Here is an 18778-nt window from a genome sequence, read left to right as displayed (position 1 = left end):
GAAACCATGTCTTCCGAACAACTCACCATTGCATCCCTGACCGACCGCGTGAAATCCGTCGCGGTCGGTGCTCCCGTCTCCGCCGTGCATTTCCTCGGCGAGCGCGCCACCTTCGTCTGTGCCGAGGAAAAAGTCGCAATTGCCGATGCCACCGGAGAAATCTCCCATGTGGTCGTGCACGGCGGCGCCATCCTCTGCACCACGTCCGATGGCAAGCGCGTCGTCACCGGTGGCGACGACGGCAAGCTGGTTGCATTGAATGCAAAGGGAGAGACGTCGGTGCTTGCGACCGACGCCAAACGGCGCTGGATCGACAATGTCGCGCTGCATTCCGATGGCGCGGTTGCCTGGTCGGCTGGCAAGACGGCGTTCGTCCGCAGTGGCAAGGGCGAGGAGAGGACTTTTGACGCGCCGTCGACCGTCGGCGGCCTCGCCTTCGCGCCAAAAGGCCTGCGCGTGGCGGTCGCCCATTACAACGGCGTGACGCTGTGGTTTCCCAACATGGCGGCGAATCCGGAATTTTTGGAATGGGCCGGCTCGCATCTGGCCGTCACCTTCAGCCCCGACAACAAGTTCCTGGTCACCGCGATGCACGAGCCGGCGCTGCATGGCTGGCGGCTCGCCGATAACAGGCACATGCGGATGAGCGGCTATCCCGGCCGCGTCCGCTCGATGTCGTGGAGCGCGGGCGGCAAGGGGCTCGCCACGTCGGGTGCGGACAGCGTGATCATCTGGCCGTTCGCCAGCAAGGACGGTCCGATGGGCAAGGAGCCTGCTATGCTGGCGCCGCTGCAGGCGCGCGTTTCCATGGTCGCCTGTCATCCGAAGCAGGACATCATGGCCGCAGGCTATAGTGACGGCACCGTGCTGATCGTGCGGCTCGAGGACGGCGCAGAAATTCTGGTGCGTCGCAACGGCAGCGAGCCGGTCTCGGCGCTGACCTGGAACGCGAAGGGCACGTTGCTGGCCTTCGGCACCGAGGACGGCGACGCCGGGATGCTGGAATTTTAGGGGTCTCGGAGAGGTGACGAAGCAGGTTCCCCGCGGAACTATGCGCCTTGCCGGCCGTTGGGCCCACGAACCATTTGTGGGTCGAACGATATGCCGGCTGATGCCCGTCTACGCAAATACCGAAGGGAAATGCTGGGCGCGTCCACGTTGATCGCGGTCGGGCTAATCATTTCGGCGCTGTCGCTGACCGAGATCGTGGCGCGCGATTCACAGCACGTCGCGCAGGCGACACCGCCGACGCAATCGACGCCCGACGCGGAAACGAAGCCGTCCGCGCCCGCCGCGCCGTCCGAACCCGGCACGACCGGGCAAAGGCCATCAGACATTCCGCCGCAGCCGGCCCGTCCTGACCCGGATGCGCAGAAATCGGGCGCTCAGCCCGCGCTGCCGCCGGCGCCGGCAGAGAAGACCGCGCCACCGATCCGCGAAAAGGAAAAATGATCCCACTGCCGTTGCGCCGATTGCGCAATCGCAAAATCGTGGGCTGAGGCCCTGCCGCGCTCGTTTGATGCGCGAATGTGTGGGCCATGCGACCTATTCGCCCGTATCAATTCGCAGGAGAGGGCGCCGGCCCTCGCCTTCGAACGCCTTGTGTTGATCCCCAACAAGCGGTTAGGCTTGCTGCAAAACAGCTGGCAGGTCGAACAACAGCCGGCAGCTCAGGGAGTGACGCATGCGTGAGTTAACGCCGGAAACGATCACGGACGCCGTGCTCGACCAGATGGCGACGACGCCCGACCCTCGCCTGAAGGAGATCATGGCGTCGGCGGTAACACATCTCCATGCCTTCGCCCGCGAGGTCAACCTGACGCCCGCGGAATGGATCAAGGGCATCGAATTCATGACTGCCGCCGGCAAGATGTGTTCGCCGGAACGGCAGGAATTCATCCTGCTATCCGACACGCTCGGCCTCTCGGCGCTCGTGAACGGACTGCACGACGCGACCGCGCTCGAGGAAGCCACCCACACCAGCCTGCTCGGCCCGTTCTACCGCGAGGCCACGCCGACGCTTGCAGCCGGCAGTTCGATCGCCAAGAATCCGAAGCCCGGCAGCGAGTGCGCGTTGTATGGCCGCGTCACCGATGCCGCGGGCAAACCGGTCGCGGGCGCCACCGTCTCGATCTGGCAGACCGGCGCTGATGGCCTCTATGACATCCAGGCCAGCGCGACCTCGGTCGACTACCGCGGCGTGTTCACGACAGACGCGGATGGCCTCTATGTGCTGCGCACCGTCAAGCCACTCGGCTATTCGATCCCAATGGATGGCCCGGTCGGCGCGATGGTGAAGGCGCAGGCGCGACATGGCATGCGACCGGCGCATATTCATTTCCTGGTCGACGCGCCTGGCTATCGCGAACTCGTCACCGCGCTCTATCTGCGTGACGATCCTCATCTGGCCGATGATGTCGTGTTCGGCTCATCCGGCGATCTTGCTGTCGACGTCGTGGCCAATGATCCGGACTGCCCGATCAAGGGCATGCCGAGCATCCGCTTCGACATGCGGTTGTCGCGCGAAAGCGCCGCCGACAAGACCAGCGGGCGCGTCGGCGCCGATCCGTCGGCGATCATGAAACAAGCCAAAAGCGAACCGACCCCGGCGGGTGCCGGCGGCTAGCCCGGAACTGACGCGATCCACTTCACCGCAGCCGGGCGAAGATCCGGCGGACGCAGAAATACAACGACATAAGGGGGAATCGATGAAACGCAGAACATTCCTGGGCGGCGCAATGGCCGTCGCGGTGGTAGGGCACGGGTCGAGCGCGCTTGCCCAGCAGCCGCCGATCAAGATCGGCATGTCGATGCCGCAGACCGGCGGCCTCGCCGGCGGCGGCAAGGCGTCGCTGCTTGGCATCGAGATCTGGCGCGACGACGTCAATGCCAAGGGTGGGCTGCTCGGCCGCAAGGTCGAACTGGTCGTCTATGACGACAAGTCGAGTGCATCGGAGACGCCCGCGATCTACGCCAAGCTGGTCGATGTCGACAAGGTCGACCTGCTGTTCGCGCCCTATGCAACGGTACCGACCGCGCCGATCATGCCGTTCGTCAAGCAGCGCGGCCTTTTGCTGATGGGGAATTTCTCGTTCCAGGTGAACAGTAAAGTCGGCCACGACATGTGGTTCAACAATGCACCCTGGGGGCCGGCCGATAGCTGGGCGGCTTCGTTCCTCGACTTGGCGCAAAAGGCCGGCGGCAAGAACATGGCGCTGTTAACGGCGGATCAGGAATTCGCGCAAAACCTCGCGCTCACGGCACGGGATGTCGCCAAGAAGCGCAATATCCCGATCGTTTTCGACCAGGTCTACCCGCCGAACACGGTTGAATTTTCGTCCATCATTCGCGCGTTGAAGGCGGCCAAGCCCGACATCGTCTATGTCGCGTCCTACCCGCCGGATTCGGCCGGCATCCTGCGTGCCGTGAACGAGATCGGGATCGGCGACAGCGTCAAGATTTTCGGCGGCGGCATGGTCGGCCTGCAATTTGCCGCTGTAATGTCGAACCTCGGCTCGCTGCTCAACGGCGTCGTGAACTACAATACCTGGCTGCCGGAAAAGAGTATGTATTTCGACGGCACCAAGGAGTTCTTCGACAAGTACACCAAGCGCGCCGTCGAGGCCAAGGTCGATCCGCTCGGCTATTATCTGGCGCCGTTCGGCTATGCGATGGGCCAGATGATCGAGGCGGCGGTCGGCGCGACCAAGTCGCTCGACCAAAAGGGCATCGCGAAATACCTGCGCGAGAACGAACACAAGACCATCGTCGGCCCGATCGCTTTTTCTGCGGATGGCGAGCGCAAGGAAACCGCGACACTGCAGGCCCAGTTCCGCGGTGTTAAGGACAAGGATATCGAACAGTTCCGCTCCTCCGGCAAGCAGGTGATTCTATTTCCTGATAAATTGAAAACCGGAGAGCTCATCGCTCCCTTCGAGGCTGCCCGAAACTAGGCCTCATGGCTTTTCCGGCTCAGGGCCAAGGGGGGACTTGAATTGTTTTCGATGGACCTGCTGCTTGGGGCAGTCGTGCTCGGCGTGCTGCTCGGCTGTTTCTATGCAGCCGTCAGTGTCGGCTTGTCCGTCTCGTTCGGATTGCTCGACGTTCCCCATGTCGCGCATCCGGCATTCCTGGTGCTGGCGTCTTATGGCGTGTACCAGCTCAACGAGAGCTATGACATCGACCCGTTGCTGGCGGGCCTCGCCATCACGCCGCTGTTTTTCCTGTTCGGCCTGCTGGCCTACCGCATCTACTACGAGACCTTCGAGCGGCGCGGTAGCGATGCGGCCGTCCGCGGCATTGCGTTCTTCTTCGGCATCGCCTTCATCATCGAGGTGCTGATCATCCTGCAATTCGGCGTCGACCAGCGCTCGGTTTCCGCGACCTATATCGGCAAGTCGTGGCGGTTCGGCGAGTTTCGGATACCGATCCGGCAACTGGTGGCGTTCGCGGTGGCGTTGGCGCTGACGGTGCTCCTTGCCGTGTATCTGTCGAAAACCTTCATGGGCCGCGCGATCCGCGCGGTCGCGCAGGACGAGGAGGCGCTGCGGCTGATGGGCGCCAATCCGGTCCGCATCAAGCAATTTGCCTTCGGCATCGCCACCGCCGTGCTCGGCATCGCCGGCGCGCTCCTGATCATCGTGGCGCCGGTCGAGCCGACGCTCGATCGCGCCTATATCGGGCGGACCTTCTGCGTCGTCGTCATGGCCGGGCTCGGCAGCATCAGCGGCACGCTGATCGCCGCCATCATCCTCGGAGTCGCTGAATCCATCGTGCTGACGTTGTTCGGCGCCTCCTGGGCGCCGGCAATCTCGTTCGCAATGCTGCTCGGTGTGCTCGCCGTCCGGCCGCAAGGTCTGCTCGGCCGATGAACAAGCGCAGCCACAGCATTGCATTCTGGGCCGCCGTCGCCGTCTTCCTGGTCGCCGTGCTGTCGATGACACAGATCGTCCGCAACGAATATCCGTTTTTTGCCGGCTACGTCATCCTGCAGTTCATCGCGCTTGCGGTTGCCTGGAGCATCCTCGGCGGCTACGCCGGTTACGTCAATTTCGGCACCAACGCCTTTTTCGGCGTCGGCGTCTACACAGCGGTAGCGCTGTTCAACGCGACAGGCGCGCCGCTCGTGGTGCAGATCGCAGCCGCCGCCGTCGTCGGCATGACGCTCGGCTTTGGCGTTGGCCTCCTCACTTTGCGGATGCGCGGCATCTTCTTCTCGATCGCGACGATTGCGCTAGCGATCATCATCGAGACCTTTGTGATGAACTGGCGGTTCGTCGGCGGCGCGGCCGGCATCCAGATCCAGCGGCCGCCGGTGACGGCGCCGTTCGACAGCTATGTGAAGATGCTGTTTTTCGTGCAGGCCGTCCTGGTCGTCATCGCCATTGCGATCGCGCGCTACATCCAGAATTCCCGGATCGGCCGCGGCCTGCAGGCGCTCAGGGACGACGAACTCGCGGCCGAATGCACCGGCGTGCCGACGCTGAGGCTGAAACTGATCGCCTGCATGATCTCGGGCGCGCTGATCTCCGCGGCCGGCGCCCCCGCTGCCATGTACCTGCAATATGCCGATCCGTCCTCGGCGTTCAACCTGAGCTACTCGGTCTCGGCGTTGGCGATGGCGCTGATCGGCGGCACCGCGCACTGGATCGGCCCGGTGTTAGGGGCCATCCTGCTCGGCTCGACGCAACAGCTCCTGGCCGTGACCATCTCCTCGGAAGTTAACGTGCTGGTGCTCGGCATCATGCTGGTGCTGTTCGTAGTCGGCGCGCCGAAGGGCATCATTGGGCTATTGCGGCCGCGCTACCGTCTGCGCGCGGGGGGCAAGCAATGAATACAGCAGCCGCCGACGCACCCCTGCTGCAGGTGGGGACTCTGACAAGGACCTTCGGCGGCTTCACAGCGCTCGACAATATAAGCGTCGATATCCGAAAGGGCGAACGGTTCGGCCTGATCGGCCCGAACGGTTCGGGCAAGACCACGCTGATCAACTGCATCTCCGGCGCGTTGAAGCCGCAGGTCGGCAGCGTGGTGTTCTGCGGCGAGGACATCACGCAATTGCCACCGCACTTACGCGCGCGCCGCGGCATCGCCCGCAGCTTCCAGATTCCGCGGCCGTTCAGGAGCATGACGGTGCTGGAAAACCTCATGGTCGGGCTCGACTTCGCCGCCGCTGGTTCAGCCGCGGCGGAGGAAGAAGTTGCGATGTCGATTCTGACGCGGATGGGGCTCGCCTCAAAAGCCGGCGCCGCGAGCGATACGCTGAGCCAGGTGGAGCTGCGCAAGATGGAGCTCGCGCGCGCGATGGCGGTTCGTCCGAAGCTTTTGATTTCGGATGAAGCGATGGCCGGGTTGTCGTCTTCCGAAGTCGACGAGGTGCTGGATCTCCTGATCAGCCTTGGCGAGGAAGACATCACCATCATTATGATCGAGCACATCATGCAGGCGGTGATGCGCTTTTCGGAACGGGTGATGTGTCTCGACGCCGGAAAAATCATCGCGCTCGGCGCGCCAGCCGAGGTGATGGCCAACAAGCGGGTGCAGGAGGCCTATCTTGGCACTTAGCCTTGCCATCGAAGGCCTCGATGCTGGCTACGGGGCCGTCAAGGCGCTGCGCGGCGTCACGCTGCATGTCGAGGCCGGCGAGACGGTGGCCTTGCTCGGCACCAACGGCAACGGCAAGAGCACGCTCATGAAATGCGTCATGGGCCTGGTGCGCCCGGATAGCGGCCGGCTCGCGCTGTCGATCGACGGCGTGGCGCATGACCTCACAAAGCTCTCGCCCGAGGCGATCGTCGATCTCGGCGTGGCGCTGGTGCCGGAGGGGCGGCGGCTGTTTCCCAAGCTGACGGTGACGGAAAACCTGATGCTCGGCGCGTTCAGGAAAATGGCCCGCAGCGCCATCCAGCAGAATCTCGCGCTCGTCTTCGACACCTTTCCGGTGCTGAAGGAGCGGCGCAGCCAGCTCGCCGGCACCATGTCCGGCGGACAGCAGCAGATGCTGGCGATTGCGCGCGCGCTGATGTCGTCGCCGCGGCTGCTCTTGATCGACGAGCCGTCGGTCGGGCTGTCGCCGTTACTCGTGTCGCAGACCATTGCGAAGATCGGCGAGCTCAAGCAGCGCGCCGGCCTGACCGTGCTGATGGCGGAGCAGAATTTCAACCAGGCGATCCGCATCGCCGATCGCGGCTACATCATCGTCCACGGCGAGATCGCGGTGGCTGCGCAGTCGGTCGATGAATTGAAAGCCAACGATATCGTCAAGCGGCTCTATCTCGGCGGCGTCGTCTGACTGTTATGACGGCATCGTGACGTTGTGCCGATTCTTCAGCCTCGCTCGCTGCCATCGTCTGCTCCATAATCTCAGTGCAGATGACAAAAGGGGCAAGCGATGAAGATCGATGACGTCAGGCGAACCGCCTATTCGATGCCGCTGACCAACCCGTCGTTCCCGCCGGGACCGTACCGTTTCTTCAACCGCGAATTTTTCGTCATCACCTATCGTACCGACCCTGAGGCGCTTGCCGCCGTGGTGCCCGAGCCGCTCGAAGTCGCGGAGGCCGTCGTCAAATACGAATTCATCCGCATGCCTGACTCGACCGGCTTCGGCGATTACACCGAGACCGGCCAGGTTATCCCGGTCCGTTTCAAGGGCGAGGAGGGCATCTACGTTCATTCGATGTATCTGGACGACGAGGGGCCGATCGCCGGCGGCCGCGAGCTCTGGGGCTTTCCGAAAAAGCTGGCGTCGCCGAAGATCGCCGTCGAGAGCGATGTGCTGGTCGGCACGCTGCATTACGGCTCGGTGCTGTGCGCCTCCGCCACCATGGGCTACAAGCACCGCCCGGTCGATCACGATGCGGTGCTGAAAGCGATGAAGGCGCCGAACTTCATGCTCAAGATCATCCCGCATGTCGACGGGCGCCCACGGATTTGCGAGCTGGTGCGCTATTATCTCGAAGACATTACGCTGAAGGAGGCCTGGACCGGCCCCGCGGCGCTCGGCCTTTTCCCGCATGCGCTCGCCGACGTCGCGCGGCTCCCGGTGCGCGAAGTGGTCTCCGCGCTGCATTTCAAGGCCGATCTGACACTCGGCCTCGGAACGGTCGCGTTCGATTACATGGCGAAGTGAAGGGCGAGCCACCGTACGATCAGATCGCGCCCCGGAGCGTGCAGGCGGTCGAGCAGGTCGTCACCACGCCGCGCTCGCAGGCGATGCACACCGCGACGCACTGCTTCTTGTCCTTCGGATTGTACTGGCTGTAGAGCTTGCGCGCGCAATTGTCGATCGAGCCCGTCACCTCGGCATGGCTGCCGCTCTCGGGCGTGCACGCAGCCAGCGCCGCGGCCGCCAGAACGATGGCAATGATGACGCGCATGTTGGTGGCTCCAACCGGAGCCGTCGCTCAAAAACTGCGGCGACGGTCTTGGCCCTCGCAGAAAATTACTCTTCAGGATCGCGCGATTGAATTAATCGAGGGTTACGATGGCCAGGCACCCGGGCGCCGTTTTGGCGCCGGAATCGAACAGAGCACTGTGCACTGCAGCAGGAAACTAGGCCTGCGCCGCGTTGTCGCGAGTATCGCGTTACTTCTTGTTGAGATTCTGGAAGGGCTCAAAAGCCTCCTTGCCGGACCCAAGATTCTCGTAGATCGAAGCGGACTTGTTCATCAGCTCGTAGGTCCGGTCCTGGTCCGCTCCGGTGCGATCCTTCTGGAAAGTCGAAACGAGTATGATTGCGGTCATGTAGTTTCCGAAAGCGGCCTGCTCGGCTGCAAAAAGGTTCTTGAGGCGCGCATCGCGGGAAAAGAAGTCGGACAACGTCTTCTTGATGCCGTCGTCCTGCGCCGACAGCGATTGCAGCGACCACATCGCCATTCCCAATGTCATGACCCGAAGGAATTTCGTCTGATCCACCTTGCAGTCGTATTTTTCACAGAGGACCTTTGCCATTACACTGTCACGCCCCTTCGGAGCGAGGCCCGGCCCGAATTTGCTCATCATGAATCCGACGCGCAAACCGTCATTCGCCATTGCGTCGTCAGCGGTGGCATAGTTGTCGAGAATTCTTCGGATCAGCGTCGTGTCGCCTGACCCCATGTACGCGCCGATCAGGAGGTCGTTGTCGCTCGGAATCGAGGATGGCTTTACCGCGTCCAGCGGCGCAATCCGCACTGCGCGCAATTTGTCGGACAGGCCGGAAAGATTGTTGGCGGCGGCAAATTTTTGCGCCTCGACCGGCAGGCCGGCCCGATACAGGCTGATGACATCCACCGACTTCATATAGTTTGAGGGCTCGGCGCTCAGAACACGCTCGCGCTCCTGCGGAGAATTCCTGAACAACTCGGCAAGGAAGCCGATAATAGTGTTGGGTTCAGCCTGCCTGTTCGCGGCCATTTGCCGGAGTTGCGCCCGCGTGTCGTCAACGCAGGCCGGTGATTTGGCACGGTAGTAACTGGCCATGCATCCGTCCCCGGCGGCGAAAGCAGGTCCCAGGCAGAGCTGCAGGAATATCAGGGCAATCGCGACGCGGGCAGATATCAGCGTTGAGAAAGGGACGAGGGCTGAATTTCCGCTCATTGGTCACCGGCACGGCTGTGGTGGTGTCACGTTATGGTTGTGCACCCCCATCAGCCGCACTTCGATTCCCGCAATGGCTGGCGCGCCGCGCTTCCAGCCCTCCTCGCGCCGGCGCGCTCAGCGCACCAGCACGTTCCTGAACTGCCAGGGATCCGAAGTGTCGATATCCTCCGGGAACAGGCCGGGCCGGTCCGACAGCGGCGTCCAGTCGGTGTAAAAGCCTTTCACCGGGCCGAGATACGGCATCTGGATTTCCAGGCAGCGGCGGAAGTCCATCTCGTCGGCCTCGACGATGCCGGCCTCGGGGTTTTCCAGCGCCCACACCATGCCGGCGAGCACCGCCGACGACACCTGCATGCCGGTGGCGTTCTGGTAGGGCGCGACGAGGCGGGTCTCCTCGATCGAGAGTTGCGAGCCGTACCAATAGGCGTTCTTGCCGTGGCCGTAGAGCAGCACGCCGAGTTCATCGATGCCGTCGACGACCTCGTTCTCGTCGAGGATGTGCCACGACGACTGCATCTTGCCGGTCGCGCCGAACATCTCGTGCAGCGACAGCACGGCGTCATTAGCCGGGTGGTAGGCGTAATGGCAGGTCGGGCGGTAGACCACCTTCGTCCCATCGCGCACCGTAAAATAGTCAGCAATCGAGATCGACTCGTTATGGGTGACGAGGAAGCCGTATTGCGCGCCCGGCGTCGGGCACCAGGAACGGACGCGCGTGTTGGCGCCGGGCTGCAACAGATAGATCGCAGCCCCGCAGCCTTCGGTGTGCTGCCGGCCGTTGTCCGGCATCCATTTCTCATGGGTGCCCCAGCCGAGCTCGGCCGGCTGCATGCCCTCGGACACGAACCCTTCCACCGACCAGGTGTTGACGAACACATTCATCGGCTTCGGATTCCTGGAGCGCTGGGTGTCGCGCTCGGCGATGTGGATGCCTTTGACGCCGAGCTTCTGCGCGAGCTGGCCCCAACCCTCGCGGCTCTTCGGCTCGTTGAAGGGCGTGTTGGTGTCGCGGGCGATATCGAGCAGCGCCTGCTTGACGAACCAGGATACCATGCCGGGATTGGCACCGCAGGTGGAGACGGCGGTGGTGCCGCCCGGACTCTTGTGCTTTGCGGCGAGCAAGGTCTCGCGCAGGGCGTAGTTGGAGCGCTTTTCGGGACCGATGTTCTTGTCGAAATAGAAACCCGCCCAGGGCTCCACCACGGTATCGATGTAGAGCGCGCCGATCTCCCGGCACATGGTCATGATGTCGACCGAGGAGGTGTCGACGGAGAGGTTGACGCAGAATCCCTGGCCGCCGCCTTCGGTGAGCAGCGGGATCAGGAATTCGCGATAATTGTCGCGGGTCACGGCTTGCTTGATGAAGCGCACGCCGTGTTTCTTGGCGAGCTCGCCATCCTCATGCGGATCGATGATGACGAAGCGCGACTTGTCATAGTCGAAATGGCGCTCGATCAAGGGCAGCGTGCCCTTGCCGATCGAACCGAAGCCGATCATCACGATGGGGCCAGTGACTTTCGCGTGAATTTTTGCGAGTGCGTTCATCAGTTGGTCTCCGGAAACAGAAATTCGTGGGAATGGAGGGATTAGGCGGTGCGGCGCTTGGCCGTGACTTCGATCTCGATCTTCATCTCGGGCTTGTAGAGGCCGGCGACCACCAGCAGGGTTGTGGCCGGACGGATCTCGCCGAAGACTTCGCCGCAGACCGCAAAGAAGGCGTCCGCATCGGCAATGTCGGTGATGTAGTAGGTGGCGCGGACGATGTCGGCCATCGCGAAGCCGCCTTCCTTGAGCGCCGCCTCGATGTTCCTAAAGCAGTTACGTGCCTGGCTTGTGACATCGGCTGGTATGACCATCGTGGCGTAGTCGTAGCCGGTGGTGCCGGCGACGAAGGCGAAATCGCCGTCGATGACGGCACGGCTGTAGCCGGCGGTCTTCTCGAACGGCGAGCCGGTGGAAATCAGGCGGCGGGGCATCGGAACCTCGATCTTGGGAACGATCCTGGGAATGATCCGGCGGCGGGATGGGCGCGGTTTAAGGGCTTTTCCTCGGCGCGCGCAACCCCTGGCGACGTCACCGGGAATGCCGGGTGAAGTCAGAGGCCGGCGGCGCGCCGGCGACGCACGAGAATGTCGTCGACGATCAGGCCACGCGCGGCAGGAGCAAGGTCTTAGTCTTCCTGGCCCGCACTGCCTTTGTTTTCGGCAAGCGTGCACCGGTTGGAACGATCATGCCGCAGGCGCCGTCGAGCGCGCCTTCGCAAAACTCCAGGCCGAGCAGGCGGTCGCGCTCGAAGGCGCCCGGTAGCGATAGCTCGCCGGTCTTCGCGGTCGAGAAGCCGAAGCGGGCGTAGTACGGCGCATCGCCCAGCAGAACTACCGCGCGATGGCCACGCGCCTTCGCCGCCGCGAGCGCGTGGTCCATCAGCGCAGCCCCGACCCCGAGCTGGCGGGAGGATGCCTCCACCGCCAGCGGGCCGAGCATGAGCGCCGGGATGCCCCCGGCGCTGACGTGCCACAACCGCAACGTACCGACCAGCCGGCCCTTGCTCACGGCCGAAAGGCTGAGGCCTTCGGCGGGCGTGCGTCCGTCGCGCAGGCGCTGGCAGGTGCGCATATGGCGGTTGTCGCCAAAGCAGGCATCCAGCAGCGCCTCGCGCGCGGCGACGTCCGAGGCCCGCTCGCTGCGGATCGCAAACGGAGCGGCATCGGAGATGAGGACGGCAGTGGTCTTCCGCAAAGCAGTCATGGCACGTCAGTCCCCGCTTCCACGGCAGGCAGGCCGCGCGAAGCGTTGTCAGAAAATCGGCAATGAAGGGAGGGAGCCGGCGCACCGGCTCCCGTTATTCGAGCCTCTAACGAGGCGTCAGATGTGGTAGGTCCGCAGCGGCGGGATGCCGTTGAACGCCACCGACGAGTAGGTCGACGTGTAGGCCCCGGTGCCTTCGATCAACAGCTTGTCGCCGATCTCGAGCGTTACCGGAAGCGGGTACGGCATCTTCTCGTACAGCACGTCGGCGCTATCGCAGGTGGGGCCTGCGAGCACGCACGGCGTCATTTCCGCGCCGTCATGCGGCGTGCGGATGGCGTAGCGGATCGACTCGTCCATCGTCTCGGCGAGGCCGCCGAACTTGCCGATGTCGAGATACACCCAGCGCACCTCGTCCTCGTCGCTCTTCCTGGAGATCAGGACGACTTCGGTCTCGATGATGCCGGCGTTGCCGACCATGCCGCGGCCCGGCTCGATGATGGTCTCCGGGATCTGGTTGCCGAAGTGCTTGCGCAGCGCACGGAAGATCGACCGGCCGTACTGCACGACCGGGGGAACGTCCTTGAGGTACTTGGTCGGGAAACCGCCGCCCATGTTGACCATGGACAGGTTGATCCCGCGCTCCGCGCAGTCCCGGAACACCGTCGAGGCCATCGCCAGCGCGCGGTCCCACGCCTTCACCTTGCGCTGCTGCGAGCCGACATGGAACGAGATGCCGACCGGCTCCAGCCCAAGACGCTTGGCGAGGTCGAGCACCTCGACCGCCATCTCCGGGTCGCAGCCGAACTTCCGCGACAGCGGCCATTCAGCGCCGGCGCAGTCATAGAGGATGCGGCAGAACACTTTTGCGCCGGGAGCGGCGCGCGCGATCTTCTCGACTTCGGCGGCGCAGTCGACCGCAAACAGGCGAATGCCGAGCGCGAAGGCGCGCGCGATGTCGCGCTCCTTCTTGATCGTGTTGCCATAGGAGATGCGGTCCGGCGTCGCACCGGCAGCCATCGCCATTTCGATTTCGGCAACGGTTGCAGTGTCGAAGCAGGAGCCCATGGAGGCGAGCAGCGACAGCACTTCGGGCGCAGGATTGGCCTTCACCGCGTAGAACACGCGGCTGTCGGGCAGCGCCTTGGCAAAGGTCTGGTAATTGTCGCGCACGACTTCGAGGTCGACGACGAGGCACGGCTCGGTGTCCTGGCCCTCGCTGCGGCGGTTACGCAGGAATTCCTGAATACGTTCGGTCATAGCACCCTCCAAACGGCCCAGCGACGGGTCCCGTTCAAATTTGATCTCGGACGTGAGTGCTTTGGCGTTGTCGCACGATGGAGACGCGACGAAGCCTCGAACTCAAGAACCGAATTGTGCTGCCGTGGATTGGTTGGGAATTTTCCCGCCCGCTCACCTGGCAATGAAGGACAAGCCTTTTCAGTAGCCCGCGCCGGCGGTGGAATGCCGGTAGAGACCAAAAAAGCCCGATCCGTCGTTGCTTTAAGTCGCGTCCCCCGTTGAGAGCGGGGTGCGCCGGTTCGCCTCCGGCTGCCAGTCACGGTTGCAAAGGATGGAGAGACCTTCAACGGCATCTCTTGAGAGAGATGCTGGCCGCTTCGAAAAACGACCCTCGGTTCTTCATCCCTTGGCGGCTGTCCGGCCTCTTGTCCGGATACCTACCGACTGACACACGACCACAGGCACGTGCGAAATTGGGCAAGGCTGGAAATAAGTCTTTTGAATCGGCTTCGCAAGAATTTTTTTAGGGTGGGGACAAATTTCCCCGACGTGTGCTTACGAAAGCGTTCGCGGCGCGCACGGCTCACGACAAACATGAATGGAAGTTAAGATTTTTTTAGACAGGCGATGAACGCTTTAGCGCCTGTGCCGCAGCGCTTTCTTGAATGCGCGTCAGGCGCGCTTGAAGAACGGCTCGATGCGCTGCGCGCCGCGGATGAACGCCACCATGATCAGCACGCCGATGCCGAACAGCACCGCCTGGAGGATGTGCGCGCTGGTGTCGTCGAGGCCGAACAGGATCGCGAGCGCCCAGCCGCCGGCAAACGCCGCGCCGAACACTTCCGCGCCGATCAGGATCGCAGCCGAAATGACGGTGATGACGCTCGGCCAGACGATCTGGCGGGAGGATGTGGAGGCGGGCTGTGGGCTCATGAAAAAGGTCCTGTTCTTGGGGGCGCAATCTCTCCGAAAAGGCCCCATCTATCAAGCGCAAAAGGCCCAAAAATGCCGCATCGCGTGCTATAGATTGCCGCATCTTCTGGAGCGTTTTCGAGCGAAATCGGTGCCGGTTTCAGCCCAAGAAAACGAGCCACGAAAACGAGGCAAAAACGGGAATTGTGATGTCAGAAACCCTGCAGACGGCGGCCCCTTCGGAAGCTGGCGAAAACCCGCTGCTCCGGCCGTGGCAGACGCCGTTCGAGACACCGCCCTTCAGCGAGATCCAGCCGGAACACTTCCTGCCCGCCTTCGAGCAGGCCTTTGCCGATCACGCCGCCGAGATCGCGGCGATCACCCACGATCCCTCGGTGCCGGACTTCGCCAACACCATCACGGCGCTGGAGCGCTCGGGCAAGCTGCTCGCGAAAGTCTCTGCCGTGTTCTACGACCTGGTCTCGGCGCACTCCAATCCGGCGATCCTGGAGATCGACAAGGAAGTCTCCTTGCGGATGGCGCGGCACTGGAACCCGATCATGATGAACGCGGTGCTGTTCGGCCGCATTGCGTTGCTGCACGAGAACCGCGCCACGCTCGGCCTGACCGGCGAACAGATGCGGCTCCTGGAGCGCACGTACACCAACTTCTACCGCGCCGGCGCCGGCCTCGACGAGGTCGCCAAGAAGCGCCGGGCCGAGATCAATGAGCGGCTGGCCCAGCTCGGCACCGCGTTCAGCCACCATCTGCTCGGCGACGAGCAGGACTGGTTCATGGAGCTCGGCGAGGATGACCGCGACGGCCTTCCGGAAGCCTTTATTGCCGCAGCCAAGGCCGCCGCTGAAGAGCGCGGGATGGCGGGCAAGGCAATCGTGACGCTGTCGCGCTCCTCGGTCGAGCCGTTCCTGAAGAGCTCCTCCCGCCGCGACCTGCGCGAGAAGGTCTTCAAGGCCTTCACCGCGCGCGGCGACAATGGCAACGCCAACGACAACAACGCCACCATCGTCGAGATCCTCGCGCTCCGCGAGGAGGCCGCCAAGATCATGGGCTTTCCGACCTACGCCGCCTACCGGCTGGAGGATTCCATGGCCAAGACGCCGGAGGCGGTGCGCAGCCTCCTGGAGCGGGTCTGGAAGCCGGCCCGGGCCCAGGCGCTCGCCGACCGCGACGCGCTGCAGGCGCTGATCGCGGAGGAGGGCGGCAACTTCGCGCTCGCCCCGTGGGACTGGCGCTACTACGCCGAAAAGCTGCGGCAGCGGCGGGCCGATTTCGACGACGCGGCGATAAAGCCCTATCTGGTGCTCGACCACATGATCGAGGCCGCCTTCGACTGCGCCACCCGCCTGTTCGGGATCACCTTCTCCGAGCGCAATGACATTCCGGTCTGGCATCCGGACGTCCGGGTCTGGGAGGTCAAGGACGCCGCCGGCAAGCACAAGGCGCTGTTCTATGGCGATTATTTCGCGAGACCCTCGAAGCGTTCCGGCGCCTGGATGACCTCGCTGCGCGACCAGCAGAAGCTCGACATCGACGTCGCCCCGCTGATCATCAATGTCTGCAATTTCGCCAAGGGCGCGGACGGCCAGCCATCGCTGCTGTCGCCGGACGACGCGCGCACCCTGTTCCACGAGTTCGGCCACGGCCTGCACGGCATGCTGTCCAATGTGACTTATCCTTCGCTGTCGGGGACATCCGTGTTCACCGATTTCGTCGAGCTGCCTTCGCAGCTCTACGAGCATTGGCAGGAGCAGCCGCAGGTGCTGCGGCAGTTCGCCAAGCACTACCAGACCGGCGAGCCGCTGCCGGACGACCTGCTGCAGCGCTTCCTCGCCGCGCGAAAATTCAACCAGGGCTTTGCCACCGTGGAGTTCGTCTCCTCGGCGCTGGTCGATCTCGAATTCCATACCCAGCCGGCCGCTGCCAGCCGCGACGTGGCGGCGTTCGAAAAGGCGGAGCTGGAGAAGATCGGCATGCCCGCCGAAATCGCGCTGCGGCACCGGCCGACCCAATTCGGCCACATCTTCTCCGGCGATCATTACGCATCGGGCTATTACAGCTACATGTGGTCGGAAGTGATGGACGCCGACGCCTTCGGCGCGTTCGAGGAGGCCGGCGACATCTTCGATCCCGCGGTGGCAAAACGCCTGCACGACGACATCTATTCGTCGGGCGGCTCGCGTAACCCCGAGGACGCCTATGTCGCCTTCCGCGGCCGCGAGCCGGAGGCCGACGCGCTGTTGCGCCGTCGCGGCCTGCTCGAAGCAACGCCAGCGGCCTGATAGTCGGCGCCGCTTCCTCGTCGTCCCTGCGAACGCAGGGACCCATAACCCCTGGTGTTCATTGTGAGGGAAAAACTTTTGCCACACTGCCAAAAACGAGCGACACGGCGTATGGGTCCCGGCGTTCGCAGGGACGACATTTTGCGTGCCCTGTTCGGATTGTTGAGCCTGATCGTCGCGTGGTCAGCCGGCGCATCGTCCGCGCAGGCCCATCCCCACGTCTGGATCACCGCCAGGAGCGAGGTGGTCTACGCGCCCGACGGCGCGATGACGGGTGTGCGTCACGCCTGGACGTTCGATGACATGTTCTCGACCTACGCGCTGCAGGGTGTCGCGACCAAGACCAAGGGCGTCTACACCCGCGAGGAACTGGCGCCGCTGGCACAGACCAATGTCGAGTCGCTGAAGGACTTCGCCTATTTCACCTTCGCCAAGGCCGACGGCAAGAAGGCGAAGTTCGAGGAGCCGGTCGACTATTACCTCGAATACAAGGACAGCGCGCTGACTTTGCATTTCGTGCTGCCGCTGAAGGCGCCGGCGACCTCGAAGCAGTTGGCGCTGGAGGTGTTCGACCCCTCCTACTTCATCGACTTCAAGTTCGAAGACAAAGATCCCATCAAGCTGATCGGCGCGCCCGCCGCCTGCCAGATGCAATTCCAGCGGCCGAACGATGAGACCGCCAACACCCAGCGCCTGAACGAGCAGAATTTCTTGAACGGCGACAATTCCAATTACGGCGCGATGTTCGCCAACAAGATCACGGTGAACTGCCCATGAGGCGGATCCTCCCCACGAGCCTCGCGCGAGGTATCGCAATGACGGCCGCGGCGATCGCGGCCGTTGTGATTTTCGATGCTGCCTTGCATGCGCTGATGGCGCAGAATCCGTTCGGCGGTCCTCGTCCCGCGGCCGAACCGCAGGTCGGCGGCGTGATCGGATGGATTTTGGCCAAGCAATCCGAATTCTACCGCGAAATGTCCGCCACCATCCGCGCGGCGAAATCGGACGGCAGCGCGGTCTGGACGCTGCTTGGAATCTCGTTTGCTTACGGCATTTTTCATGCCGCCGGCCCCGGCCACGGCAAGGCAGTGATCTCGTCCTATCTCGTCGCCAATGAGGAAACCGCGCGGCGCGGCATCGTGCTGTCGTTCGCCTCGGCGTTCCTGCAGGCGTTGGTGGCGGTCGCGATCGTGGCCGTCTTCGCCTGGCTGCTCTCTTCCACGGCCAAGACGATGTGCAGCGCGGAGAAGGCGATCGAGATCGTCAGCTACGCGCTGATCGCGGCGCTGGGCGCCCGGCTGGTCTGGACCAAGGGCGGCGGTTTTATGCGCGCGCTACAGGCGAAGCCGGAGCTGGCGATGGCATCGGCCACGGCTCATCATCACGGTCATGATCATGACCATGCCCATCACCATCATCATGATCACGGCGATCATCACGGCCATGGTCATGACCATGTTCATGACGAGCATTGCGGCCATTCGCACGGGCCGACACCGGACCAACTCGCCGGTCCCGGCGGCTGGCGGCGCGGCTTGGGGACGATCTTTGCCGTGGGCATGCGGCCCTGCTCGGGTGCCATCCTGGTGCTGGTATTCTCGCTGGCGCAGGGCCTGTTCCTGGCCGGCATCGCCGCGACCTTCGTGATGGGCCTCGGCACTGCGATCACGGTCGCCGCTATCGCCGTGATCGCCGTATCGGCGAAGGGCCTGGCAAAGCGGCTGAGCGCCGGGCACGAGGGCGGCGGCGCGCTGGTCATGCGCGGCATCGAATTCGGCGCCGCCGGCCTGGTGCTCTTGTTCGGCTTGGGCCTGTTGTTCGGCTATCTCGCCGCCGAACGCGCGACGTGTTTGTGAGGCACGTGACGAACTGTCGTCGATCCACGCGACGAACTGTCGTCCCTGCGAACGCAGGGACCCATAACAACAGGATTAAGTTGGTAGACGAAAGCCGTCGAACAGAGTCTCTCAAAACTTGCGGCACGGCGTATGGGT

Annotated in this window: 19 protein-coding genes; 12 read left to right on the top strand and 7 right to left on the bottom strand. The window is 63.5% G+C overall.

What is annotated here, in order from left to right; translation table 11 throughout:
- Positions 1-6: 6 nt before the first annotated feature.
- From KJQ96_RS23655 to KJQ96_RS23615, 9 genes are all read left to right on the top strand, one after another.
- On the top strand, positions 7-1011 hold the full coding sequence (locus KJQ96_RS23655; protein WP_213288917.1) for a WD40 repeat domain-containing protein: 1005 nt from the start codon (positions 7-9) through the stop codon (positions 1009-1011).
- 129 nt (positions 1012-1140) lie between these two features.
- The gene (locus KJQ96_RS23650) at positions 1141-1452 is read left to right on the top strand and encodes a hypothetical protein (RefSeq protein ID WP_309142459.1); all 312 of its coding nucleotides are present in this window, start codon (positions 1141-1143) and stop codon (positions 1450-1452) included.
- 232 nt (positions 1453-1684) lie between these two features.
- Positions 1685-2626: a dioxygenase gene (locus tag KJQ96_RS23645; protein WP_213288915.1), complete on the top strand. Its 942-nt coding sequence runs from the start codon at positions 1685-1687 to the stop codon at positions 2624-2626.
- Between the two features lie 82 nt (positions 2627-2708).
- Entirely contained in the window at positions 2709-3953 is a 1245-nt protein-coding gene (locus KJQ96_RS23640; RefSeq protein WP_213288914.1) for an amino acid ABC transporter substrate-binding protein, read from the top strand.
- A 51-nt stretch (positions 3954-4004) separates the two neighbouring features.
- Complete coding sequence (locus KJQ96_RS23635; protein ID WP_249734431.1) at positions 4005-4871, top strand: branched-chain amino acid ABC transporter permease; 867 nt, start codon at positions 4005-4007, stop codon at positions 4869-4871.
- Entirely contained in the window at positions 4868-5833 is a 966-nt protein-coding gene (locus tag KJQ96_RS23630; RefSeq protein ID WP_213288912.1) for a branched-chain amino acid ABC transporter permease, read from the top strand. Before KJQ96_RS23635 ends, KJQ96_RS23630 begins: the two co-directional genes overlap by 4 nt.
- The gene (locus tag KJQ96_RS23625) at positions 5830-6564 is read left to right on the top strand and encodes an ABC transporter ATP-binding protein (protein ID WP_213288911.1); all 735 of its coding nucleotides are present in this window, start codon (positions 5830-5832) and stop codon (positions 6562-6564) included. The genes KJQ96_RS23630 and KJQ96_RS23625 overlap by 4 nt, the downstream gene beginning before the upstream one ends.
- The gene (locus KJQ96_RS23620; RefSeq protein ID WP_213288910.1) at positions 6554-7291 is read left to right on the top strand and encodes an ABC transporter ATP-binding protein; all 738 of its coding nucleotides are present in this window, start codon (positions 6554-6556) and stop codon (positions 7289-7291) included. Before KJQ96_RS23625 ends, KJQ96_RS23620 begins: the two co-directional genes overlap by 11 nt.
- A gap of 99 nt (positions 7292-7390) precedes the next feature.
- Complete coding sequence (locus KJQ96_RS23615; RefSeq protein ID WP_213288909.1) at positions 7391-8131, top strand: acetoacetate decarboxylase; 741 nt, start codon at positions 7391-7393, stop codon at positions 8129-8131.
- A 19-nt stretch (positions 8132-8150) separates the two neighbouring features.
- On the opposite strand, the gene KJQ96_RS23610 is transcribed toward KJQ96_RS23615, so the two are convergent.
- The 7 genes from KJQ96_RS23610 to KJQ96_RS23580 form a co-directional block, all read right to left on the bottom strand.
- On the bottom strand, positions 8151-8378 hold the full coding sequence (locus KJQ96_RS23610; RefSeq protein WP_213288908.1) for a hypothetical protein: 228 nt from the start codon (positions 8376-8378) through the stop codon (positions 8151-8153).
- A gap of 208 nt (positions 8379-8586) precedes the next feature.
- Positions 8587-9462 carry a hypothetical protein gene (locus KJQ96_RS23605; RefSeq protein WP_213288907.1) on the bottom strand — a complete coding sequence of 292 codons (876 nt, stop codon included), beginning with the start codon at positions 9460-9462 and terminating at the stop codon, positions 8587-8589.
- Between the two features lie 234 nt (positions 9463-9696).
- The gene (locus KJQ96_RS23600; protein WP_213288906.1) at positions 9697-11127 is read right to left on the bottom strand and encodes a homospermidine synthase; all 1431 of its coding nucleotides are present in this window, start codon (positions 11125-11127) and stop codon (positions 9697-9699) included.
- Between the two features lie 41 nt (positions 11128-11168).
- On the bottom strand, positions 11169-11558 hold the full coding sequence (locus KJQ96_RS23595) for a RidA family protein (RefSeq protein ID WP_213288905.1): 390 nt from the start codon (positions 11556-11558) through the stop codon (positions 11169-11171).
- Positions 11559-11724: 166 nt separating this feature from the next.
- A complete protein-coding gene (locus KJQ96_RS23590) occupies positions 11725-12330 on the bottom strand; it encodes a GNAT family N-acetyltransferase (protein ID WP_213288904.1) in 606 nt (201 codons plus the stop codon).
- 117 nt (positions 12331-12447) lie between these two features.
- Complete coding sequence (locus KJQ96_RS23585; protein WP_213288903.1) at positions 12448-13590, bottom strand: type III PLP-dependent enzyme; 1143 nt, start codon at positions 13588-13590, stop codon at positions 12448-12450.
- Between the two features lie 654 nt (positions 13591-14244).
- Positions 14245-14505, bottom strand: a complete 261-nt coding sequence (locus tag KJQ96_RS23580; protein WP_213288902.1) for a hypothetical protein — start codon at positions 14503-14505, stop codon at positions 14245-14247.
- A gap of 188 nt (positions 14506-14693) precedes the next feature.
- Between KJQ96_RS23580 and KJQ96_RS23575 the strand changes: the two genes are divergently transcribed.
- From KJQ96_RS23575 to KJQ96_RS23565, 3 genes are all read left to right on the top strand, one after another.
- Complete coding sequence (locus KJQ96_RS23575; RefSeq protein WP_213288901.1) at positions 14694-16784, top strand: M3 family metallopeptidase; 2091 nt, start codon at positions 14694-14696, stop codon at positions 16782-16784.
- Positions 16785-16895: 111 nt separating this feature from the next.
- Positions 16896-17561: a DUF1007 family protein gene (locus tag KJQ96_RS23570; protein ID WP_213288900.1), complete on the top strand. Its 666-nt coding sequence runs from the start codon at positions 16896-16898 to the stop codon at positions 17559-17561.
- 38 nt (positions 17562-17599) lie between these two features.
- A complete protein-coding gene (locus KJQ96_RS23565) occupies positions 17600-18640 on the top strand; it encodes a nickel/cobalt transporter (RefSeq protein WP_375293200.1) in 1041 nt (346 codons plus the stop codon).
- The last annotated feature ends 138 nt before the right edge of the window (positions 18641-18778 follow it).

The sequence above is a fragment of the Bradyrhizobium sp. sGM-13 genome (genome assembly GCF_018398875.1).
In the GTDB taxonomy this organism is placed as follows: domain Bacteria; phylum Pseudomonadota; class Alphaproteobacteria; order Rhizobiales; family Xanthobacteraceae; genus Bradyrhizobium.
This window is presented reverse-complemented; position numbering and strand designations above follow the sequence as displayed.

What these genes read in the sequence shown, in the direction of transcription:
- KJQ96_RS23655 (WP_213288917.1), top strand. Translation starts at nt 7, where the DNA reads ATGTCTTCCGAACAACTCACCATTGCATCCCTGACCGACCGCGTGAAA.
- KJQ96_RS23650 (WP_309142459.1), top strand. Translation starts at nt 1,141, where the DNA reads ATGCTGGGCGCGTCCACGTTGATCGCGGTCGGGCTAATCATTTCGGCG.
- KJQ96_RS23645 (WP_213288915.1), top strand. Translation starts at nt 1,685, where the DNA reads ATGCGTGAGTTAACGCCGGAAACGATCACGGACGCCGTGCTCGACCAG.
- KJQ96_RS23640 (WP_213288914.1), top strand. Translation starts at nt 2,709, where the DNA reads ATGAAACGCAGAACATTCCTGGGCGGCGCAATGGCCGTCGCGGTGGTA.
- KJQ96_RS23635 (WP_249734431.1), top strand. Translation starts at nt 4,005, where the DNA reads ATGGACCTGCTGCTTGGGGCAGTCGTGCTCGGCGTGCTGCTCGGCTGT.
- KJQ96_RS23630 (WP_213288912.1), top strand. Translation starts at nt 4,868, where the DNA reads ATGAACAAGCGCAGCCACAGCATTGCATTCTGGGCCGCCGTCGCCGTC.
- KJQ96_RS23625 (WP_213288911.1), top strand. Translation starts at nt 5,830, where the DNA reads ATGAATACAGCAGCCGCCGACGCACCCCTGCTGCAGGTGGGGACTCTG.
- KJQ96_RS23615 (WP_213288909.1), top strand. Translation starts at nt 7,391, where the DNA reads ATGAAGATCGATGACGTCAGGCGAACCGCCTATTCGATGCCGCTGACC.
- KJQ96_RS23610 (WP_213288908.1), bottom strand. Translation starts at nt 8,378, where the DNA reads ATGCGCGTCATCATTGCCATCGTTCTGGCGGCCGCGGCGCTGGCTGCG.
- KJQ96_RS23605 (WP_213288907.1), bottom strand. Translation starts at nt 9,462, where the DNA reads ATGGCCAGTTACTACCGTGCCAAATCACCGGCCTGCGTTGACGACACG.
- KJQ96_RS23600 (WP_213288906.1), bottom strand. Translation starts at nt 11,127, where the DNA reads ATGAACGCACTCGCAAAAATTCACGCGAAAGTCACTGGCCCCATCGTG.
- KJQ96_RS23595 (WP_213288905.1), bottom strand. Translation starts at nt 11,558, where the DNA reads ATGCCCCGCCGCCTGATTTCCACCGGCTCGCCGTTCGAGAAGACCGCC.
- KJQ96_RS23590 (WP_213288904.1), bottom strand. Translation starts at nt 12,330, where the DNA reads ATGACTGCTTTGCGGAAGACCACTGCCGTCCTCATCTCCGATGCCGCT.
- KJQ96_RS23585 (WP_213288903.1), bottom strand. Translation starts at nt 13,590, where the DNA reads ATGACCGAACGTATTCAGGAATTCCTGCGTAACCGCCGCAGCGAGGGC.
- KJQ96_RS23580 (WP_213288902.1), bottom strand. Translation starts at nt 14,505, where the DNA reads ATGAGCCCACAGCCCGCCTCCACATCCTCCCGCCAGATCGTCTGGCCG.
- KJQ96_RS23575 (WP_213288901.1), top strand. Translation starts at nt 14,694, where the DNA reads ATGTCAGAAACCCTGCAGACGGCGGCCCCTTCGGAAGCTGGCGAAAAC.
- KJQ96_RS23570 (WP_213288900.1), top strand. Translation starts at nt 16,896, where the DNA reads ATGGGTCCCGGCGTTCGCAGGGACGACATTTTGCGTGCCCTGTTCGGA.
- KJQ96_RS23565 (WP_375293200.1), top strand. Translation starts at nt 17,600, where the DNA reads ATGACGGCCGCGGCGATCGCGGCCGTTGTGATTTTCGATGCTGCCTTG.